The sequence below is a fragment of the Planctomycetota bacterium genome (genome assembly GCA_038746835.1).
Lineage (GTDB): Bacteria > Planctomycetota > Phycisphaerae > Tepidisphaerales > Tepidisphaeraceae > JBCDKH01.
Genome location: JBCDKH010000221.1, coordinates 1 through 5,514, shown reverse-complemented (window position 1 = coordinate 5,514; position 5,514 = coordinate 1). Strand labels below are relative to the sequence as shown.

The window sequence follows — 5,514 nt, the reverse complement described above, 5'->3', positions numbered from 1 at the left end:
GAGCGTGACGAGTGCCCTGCCCTCTGCCCGGCAGATCTCAGCGAGAGGGTCATCCGCGCCACCTTCGAGGCCTTGGTCGATCACCGTGACAGCGTCGTAGCCGGCTTCTCTCAGCAACGCTGCGGCTTCCTGGGGCAGATTTTCGTCGATCTTGAACGCAAGCGGCATCACGCGACTTTCGACGTCTGCGACGAAGGTAGCGCGATTACACGTTCACGCGACAACTCTGCCGCGTAGGCCAGGGCAGCGGCGACATGCTCGGCAGTGACCGTCGGGTAGCTCTCACGAATCCCTTGAGGCGTGAAACCTGCAGCGAGATTGTCGAGGACGACGCTCACGAGGACACGCGTTCCTTTGAGGCATGCCTTGCCGTGACAGATTGCTGGATCGACCGTGATGTGCTCTCGCCAGTCCATCGCTGTTCAGTTTAGCGGACGCGGCATGCTGACGATGAGTCGAGACGCCGGGCGAAGCATTCCCCTCTCACCTCGATCGGTTCAGACCGCATCGCTCGCCAGTTGCATGCGGAGCAGCAGCAAGGCCGCGGAGAGCTGGGCGTCGCTGTCGAGGAGGACTTCCATCGCGTCCTGGTCCTCGTCGTCGACCTTGACCGTGGCGGCGGTGCCGTCATCGCGGAGGACGTCCAGGGCTTGGCGGGCGAGGATGGCGTCGCGGGCCTGGGTGGGCGTCATCTGCACCACGACGTCCGGGTCGACGCCCCACTCGGTATCGAGCTCTTCCTTGTGGATGTTTCGGCCGCTGGGCAGGTAGTAGTGGCTGGTGGTGAGCTTCAGCCATGCCTCGGCGCCGCGGCTGCCGAGGTTGAAGAGCATTTGCACGCTCCCCTTGCCGAAGGTGCGCTCGCCGACGACCAGTGCTCGGCCGTTGTCCTTGAGCGCTCCGCTGACGATCTCGCTGGCCGAGGCGGAGTAGCCGTTGACCAAGACGACCATCGGCACGCGGACGTCGTCGCGGCTTCGGCTGGCGCGATAGGCCTGACGGCGGACGACGTTGCGTTCGCCGCGAGTGGAGACGATTTCGCCGTTGCCCTCGCGGCCGGTGAGGAACTGGTCGGAGACCTCCACCGCCGTCCCGAGGAGGCCGCCGGGGTTGTAGCGGAGGTCGAGGACGATGCCGCGGACGTCCATCGCTTCGAGCTCGACGAGGGCGTCGGAGAGCTCTTCTGCCGTGTTCTTCTGGAAATTTGTCAGGCGCAGGTAGCCGATGTTCGACTCCTCGTCGGCCAGCCAGTCCCACCCGCCGCCGGGGCGTTGCCGCCAGCCGGTGATGGATCGGACGTCGATTTCCCGGCGGACGAGCGTGTGATCGGTGACGTCGCCGTCGACGGTTCTGATGGTGAGGGTGACTTCGGTGCCGGGCTCGCCGGTGATGACCTTGACGGCATCGGAGTCGTTGATGCCGTTGGCGCTCTTGCCGTCGATGTGGGTGATGACATCGCCGTACTTGATGCCGCTCTCGATGGCGGGTCCACCCAGGAGCGGGCTGACGACGCGGAGGTCGCCGCTCTGCTCGGCGCGGATCTTGATGCCGACGCCGACGAAGCTGCCGGACGTGCTCTTGCGGAACTCGGCCACCTGGCTCGGCCAGATGACGGCGGTGAAGGGGTCCAGCTCGGACATCGAGCCGTCGGCGAACTCGGAGACGAGCACCTCGTCGGGCAGCTGGATCGTCCGGTTGTTCAGCGCGGTCAGCGAGCGGAGCAGCGTCGACACGTCGCCGTCGTCGGCATCGTCGCCCACCTCGACACCCATGCGCAGGTCAGCCAGCCCGGCGCGGAACCGGTCGCGGGCTTCGGCGTCGTCGAGCGAGGCGAAGGCGGCTTCGAGCCCGCGGGTCGTGGCGACCGCGTCGAGCGCGTCAATCCCGCCGAGGAGCATCGTCTGCATGGACGACTCGCGGACGTGGTACTGCCGGGCGTCTTTCAGCGCGTCGCGGAGCATCGTCATCGTGATGCCCTCGACCGAGTCGCGCCAGTCGCGCTTGAATTCCTCGGCGAGGATTTCGGCATCTTCGGTACCCGGCCGGGTCGCCGGAGCGTCGTCGGCATCGCCCGCCTCGCCGTCGGTGACGTCCGGATCGTCTATGTCGGAGTCAGGCTCCTGGCGGGCGTCGGCGAGAACTTTGTCGACGGCCTCGAGCTCTTCTTGGGTCTCCTCCCGTAACTCAGAAAGATGCTCCGGCACGTAGGTCGCGAGCAGCCGGACGTGTCGCTGAGTCCGCTTGAGGCCTTCGGACCACTTCACCTCTTGGCCCTCAATACCCGCAAGGTCCGCCCAAACCCTCATTGCCTTGAGCCACTGGCCGTTCTCCTCGTAGGCGAGGCCGAGCTTTTCGGACTCGACGATCAGATCGCGTACCCACGCTTGGCTCTTGAATGCCTGCTCGTCGTCCGCGAGCGAGGCGGCGCCGTGTGCGGCTCGGATCGCATGGGAGCGGAAGCCATTGTCCCGCAACACTTTGACGTCGGCGACCTGACGCTCGAAGGCTTCCTTGCGATCTGCGGCGAAGGCTTCGCGCTGCTCCTGGAAGTCGGCGACCCACGCGTCCATCTGCCGGAGCGACGGGTCGTCCGGACGGAGCTGCAAGGCCTGGGTCAGCAGATCGCGCGTCTCGTCGAGCTGCCCGTCGCGGGCCGCGTCGATGGCACGACGCTTAAGTGTCGATGCATTAACGAGTTCGGGCGAAGCAGCAATGCGGACGGCGTCACCGACGGCCGAGTCGCTGCTGCCGGCGAGCATCACGCCCGACGGCCGAACCTCTTCTTCGGCAATGGCTTGACCGACGCAGGCGAGACCCGTGAAGGCGACGGCAGCGGTGCAGGCCAGGAGGAGCCGACGAGCGGCGAAGCGGGAGGAGTCGGTTCGTCGCGTCGGTGCCTCGATCGTCATGATTGCCATACCTACGGGTTCATCGGCCGGCGTCGATGCCAGCAGTAGCCAAACGGCCTGGCCGGCTAGGGCCGCCGCGTGGCTCACGCCCACTATACGATCGGTCGCCCCGCGAGTTTCAGGTCGAAACGTCGCGCCGATAGCCCGCGCACCATGCAGCCTCCCACCGCCCAGTCGCCCCGCCAGGCCCTCCAGCAAGCCGTCGCCGAAGCCTTTGCCGAGGTGAGCGGGTTCGACGACGTCGATCCGCAAGTCACTGCCTGTCACAACAATACGATGGGCGATCTGCAGGCGAACGCCGCGATGAGCGTCGCCGGGCGGATCAAGAAGGAGCGTGGCGAGAAGGCGAATCCGCGTCAGATCGCCGAGCAGGTGGTCGCCAAGCTGGGGGACCTGCCGATGCTCGCCAGCGCGCCCGAGGTGGCCGGGCCTGGGTTCATCAACTTCCGTCTCGCCCCGGACTGGGTCGCGGAGCAGGCGACGTTATCGCTTGCGAGTCAACGGCTTGGGATCGCGACTGACGGTGATCCACAGCGGGTCGTCGTCGAATATTCGAGCCCGAACATCGCCAAGCAGATGCACGTCGGGCACATCCGGACCACCGTCATCGGCGACGCATTGGCCCGCGTCTTCACCTTCCTAGGCCAAGACGTTGTCCGGCAAAACCATACAGGCGACTGGGGCACGCAATTCGGGATGCTCATCGAGCGGCTCCGCGAAGCCGGCGGCGTGGACGAAGCCGACATCGGCGACCTCGAGGGCTTCTACCGCCAGGCCAAGCAACGCTTCGATTCCGACGAAGACTTCAAAGCCCGGGCACGCGATACCGTCGTCGCCCTGCAACGCGGCGACGAGAAAGAACGCGTTGCCTGGCAACGGTTTGTTGACGAGACGCGCAAGCACACCCAGCAGGTCTACGAGACGCTGGGCGTCCTGCTCACCGTCGACGACGAGCGCGGCGAGAGCTCGTATAACGATCGTCTGCCGGGCTTGACGCAGGAGCTGCTCGACACCGGCGTGGCCGAGGTGAGCGACGGGGCCGTCGTCAGCTTCACCGACGGCTTCAAGGCCCCGCTGATGATTCGCAAGTCCAACGGCGGGTTCTGCTACGGCACGACCGACCTCGCGGCCGCGGAGTATCGGGCCAAACACCTCAAGGCCGATCGGGTCATCTACGTCGTTGGGGCCGAGCAGCAGCAGCACTTCAAGCAGCTCTTCGCCACCTACGACAAAGCCGTCGAGCAAGCCGGCTGGCCGGGAGGCGTGACGTTCGAGCACGCGGTCTTCGGCAACGTACTCGGGCACGACGGGCGGAAGATTTCGACGAAAAACCTGGACAAATCGCTCCCTCCCGACGCTGGGCCCGAGGTGCTGCAGCTTCTCAACCTGCTCGACATTGCCGTTCAAAAGGCGCGGAGCGTGGTCGACGAGATGTCACGCGACCTGCCCGACGACAGCAAGGCCGATCTCGCGCGGGCGATTGGCATCGGCGCGGTGAAGTACGCAGACCTTTCCAAAGACCGGTCCAGCGACTACGTCTTCAGCTTCGACGAGATGCTCCGGCTGGACGGCAATTCAGGTCCGTACATGCAGTACGCGCACGCCCGCGTGCGGAGCGTCTTGGACAAGGCCGCACAGGCCGGCGTGACGTCGGACGGGCGGATCACCACGCTCGAGGCCGAGGAAGAACTCGCCCTGGCCAAGGCCCTGATCGAGTTCGGCGACGTCGTCCGACAAGTCGCCGCGGATCTGAGGCCGCACGTGCTGTGCACCTACCTCTACGACCTGGCACGTGCCTTCAGCCGGTTTTACGATGCGTGTCCGATCCTCAAGAGCGAAGGCGAGCAGCGGCAGAGCCGACTCGCCCTGGCCGATCTGGCCGGGCGGACGATCGCGCAGGGGCTCGACCTGCTGGGGATCGAGCATCCAAATCGGATGTAAACGCGATACAGGGTCTCTCCGTCATCCTGAGCGAGCGCAGAGAGTTGAAGGACCTCGCTTGGTCCTTGCGTCCCGAGCCGGACGAGGTCCCTCGGCTGCGCTCGGGATGACGAGGCACACAGCTACGCGGCGGCGCGGTTGGGCATGCCGAGTTGGTTGGCGAGATCGTCGAGGCGGCGGTCGTCGTGTTCGAGCAGGGGCATCTCGATCCGAAGCTCATCCAGGCCGTGGCCGTGGCGGAGGAGTTCCTCGGCCGTCTGTTGCCACTCGAGGCCTTGCGCGACTTCGCTGGCGGCAAGACGCAGCGGCAGGAAGGCGACGCGTGCGCCAGACTGCTGGGCCGCAACGACGAGCCTCGCGAGCGCAGCCGTCGCGGCGACCAGAGTCTCGACGTCGTCCGGCACATCCACCTCAAACACCTCATGGCCCGTCTTCACCGCCGCCAGGAGCACGTCGCTTTCGCGGCGGCTGTCTCGGATCACGATGGCGGTCGGTTTGGTCGTCGAAGTCGTCATGATGCCCCTGCACTGGGACCTGCGATCCGCGGGCCGTGCGTCTCTTTCACATCGTCAGCAAGACCTTTAACACGCCAGCCGCATTCGCGATACGCATGGCCTCGACACCGTCGTCGAGGCGCATCCGCCTGTGGATCATGGACGTGACG

Annotated in this window: 5 protein-coding genes; 1 reads left to right on the top strand and 4 read right to left on the bottom strand. The window is 66.0% G+C overall.

Features of this window, described 5'->3' with window-relative positions:
* From AAGI46_15345 to AAGI46_15335, 3 genes are all read right to left on the bottom strand, one after another.
* Window positions 1–168 (bottom strand): DUF5615 family PIN-like protein (locus AAGI46_15345; GenBank protein ID MEM1013581.1); only part of this gene is annotated, 168 nt, incomplete at its 3' end.
* Window positions 168–416: a DUF433 domain-containing protein gene (locus AAGI46_15340; GenBank protein ID MEM1013580.1), complete on the bottom strand. Its 249-nt coding sequence runs from the start codon at window positions 414–416 to the stop codon at window positions 168–170. The genes AAGI46_15340 and AAGI46_15345, both read right to left, overlap by 1 nt.
* Before the next feature lie 81 nt (window positions 417–497).
* The gene (locus tag AAGI46_15335; GenBank protein ID MEM1013579.1) at window positions 498–2,909 is read right to left on the bottom strand and encodes a S41 family peptidase; all 2,412 of its coding nucleotides are present in this window, start codon (window positions 2,907–2,909) and stop codon (window positions 498–500) included.
* Window positions 2,910–3,062: 153 nt separating this feature from the next.
* Between AAGI46_15335 and argS the strand changes: the two genes are divergently transcribed.
* Window positions 3,063–4,850 (top strand): arginine--tRNA ligase, encoded by a 1,788-nt coding sequence (gene argS, locus AAGI46_15330; GenBank protein MEM1013578.1) that lies wholly within the window; start codon window positions 3,063–3,065, stop codon window positions 4,848–4,850.
* Window positions 4,851–4,972: 122 nt separating this feature from the next.
* Here argS and AAGI46_15325 read toward each other — a convergent pair whose 3' ends face one another.
* A complete protein-coding gene (locus tag AAGI46_15325) occupies window positions 4,973–5,365 on the bottom strand; it encodes a hypothetical protein (protein ID MEM1013577.1) in 393 nt (130 codons plus the stop codon).
* Window positions 5,366–5,514: the final 149 nt, after the last annotated feature.

Excerpts from the sequence above, each read along its gene's own strand:
- AAGI46_15325 (MEM1013577.1), bottom strand. The coding sequence starts at position 5,365 with ATGACGACTTCGACGACCAAACCGACCGCCATCGTGATCCGAGACAGC.
- AAGI46_15335 (MEM1013579.1), bottom strand. The coding sequence starts at position 2,909 with ATGACGATCGAGGCACCGACGCGACGAACCGACTCCTCCCGCTTCGCC.
- AAGI46_15340 (MEM1013580.1), bottom strand. The coding sequence starts at position 416 with ATGGACTGGCGAGAGCACATCACGGTCGATCCAGCAATCTGTCACGGC.
- argS (MEM1013578.1), top strand. The coding sequence starts at position 3,063 with ATGCAGCCTCCCACCGCCCAGTCGCCCCGCCAGGCCCTCCAGCAAGCC.